Origin of the sequence: Phocaeicola sp. RTP21198st1_B8_RTP21198_201120 (genome assembly GCF_040929485.1) — a bacterium.
Taxonomy (GTDB): Bacteria; Bacteroidota; Bacteroidia; order Bacteroidales; family Bacteroidaceae; genus Phocaeicola; species Phocaeicola dorei.
In genome coordinates, this window is the sequence record NZ_JBCOCI010000481.1 from 1 (window position 1) to 1,133 (window position 1,133).

Below are 1,133 nucleotides of genomic sequence, written 5' to 3' on the forward strand. Positions count from 1 at the left end.
AAGGAGCCGAAAAAATAAGACGGTCATAGTCCCGTTGGAATTCGGATCGGTTTTCCTGTCGTTCCTCATGGAATTCTTCCATTCCGAAACGTTTCGCTGATATTAATTGGTTCCAATTCATCATTTTATCTATAATTTTAGTGTTTACCATTCGCAAATTGGCTACAGGTACATTATTTAACTGCAAACTTAACTATTTTTCAGTTCAAAATGTGTATTTTCGCCCGTTAAATAGTAAACATGCATTTATGAATATTCAAGTTATCAATAAATCGAAGCATCCGCTTCCGGCTTATGCCACTGAATTGTCCGCAGGAATGGATATCCGTGCTAATCTTTCTGAACCTATCACACTGGAACCGTTGCAACGTTGTCTGGTGCCGACAGGACTATATATTGCCTTGCCGAAGGGATTTGAGGCACAAGTTCGTCCACGTAGCGGACTGGCGATCAAGAAAGGAATTACGGTGCTCAATTCTCCGGGTACGATTGATGCGGATTATCGTGGGGAAGTTTGTATCATTTTAGTCAATCTCTCCTCTGAAACGTTTGTGATTGAAGACGGTGAACGTATCGCGCAGATGGTGATAGCAAAGCACGAACAGCCTGTATGGCAGGAAGTGGAGGTGCTGGATGAAACAGAACGGGGAGCCGGTGGTTTCGGACATACCGGAGTATGATGAATGCTTAATGGAGAAAATAGAATGAAGATAAAAATAGGATGGCTGTTCGTGACGGTATTGATGCTCACTTCATGTGGGGGAATCCGGTCTGTGCGTACAGCAAAAACAACAGCGAAAGCAGATGGAGCTTCTTTAATGAAGGAAACATTGCTTTCTGCTGAACAACAGCGTAAATATGACTACTTCTTCTTGGAAGCCATGCGGATGAAAGGAAAGAATGAGTATGATGCGGCATTTGGATTGCTACAGCATTGTCTGGATATCAACCCCACTGCTTCTTCTGCGCTTTATGAAATATCGCAATATTATATGTTCCTTCGCCAGGTGCCGCAAGGTCAGGTTGCTTTGGAGCAGGCAGTGGCTTTTGCGCCTGATAACTATTGGTATAGTCAGGGATTGGTCAGTTTGTACCAGCAACAAAATGAATTGGATAAGGCTGCGGCTTTTCTT

2 protein-coding genes and 1 pseudogene are annotated in these 1,133 nt (G+C 43.2%); 2 read left to right on the top strand and 1 reads right to left on the bottom strand.

Annotated elements, in window-relative coordinates; genetic code table 11:
• Positions 1-187 (bottom strand): annotated as a pseudogene (locus AB5935_RS27450) (hypothetical protein); the annotation flags it as partial.
• A 61-nt stretch (positions 188-248) separates the two neighbouring features.
• Here AB5935_RS27450 and dut point away from each other — a divergent pair.
• Together dut and AB5935_RS27460 are read left to right on the top strand one after the other, a co-directional pair.
• Positions 249-680, top strand: coding sequence for a dUTP diphosphatase (gene dut, locus AB5935_RS27455; RefSeq protein ID WP_004324398.1), 432 nt, complete (start codon positions 249-251; stop codon positions 678-680).
• Positions 681-704: 24 nt separating this feature from the next.
• On the top strand, positions 705-1,133 hold a 429-nt coding region (locus AB5935_RS27460; protein WP_368328034.1), incomplete at its 3' end, for a tetratricopeptide repeat protein.

Bases quoted from the DNA above. Each gene is read 5' to 3' on its own strand.
- dut (WP_004324398.1), top strand. From the start codon at position 249: ATGAATATTCAAGTTATCAATAAATCGAAGCATCCGCTTCCGGCTTAT.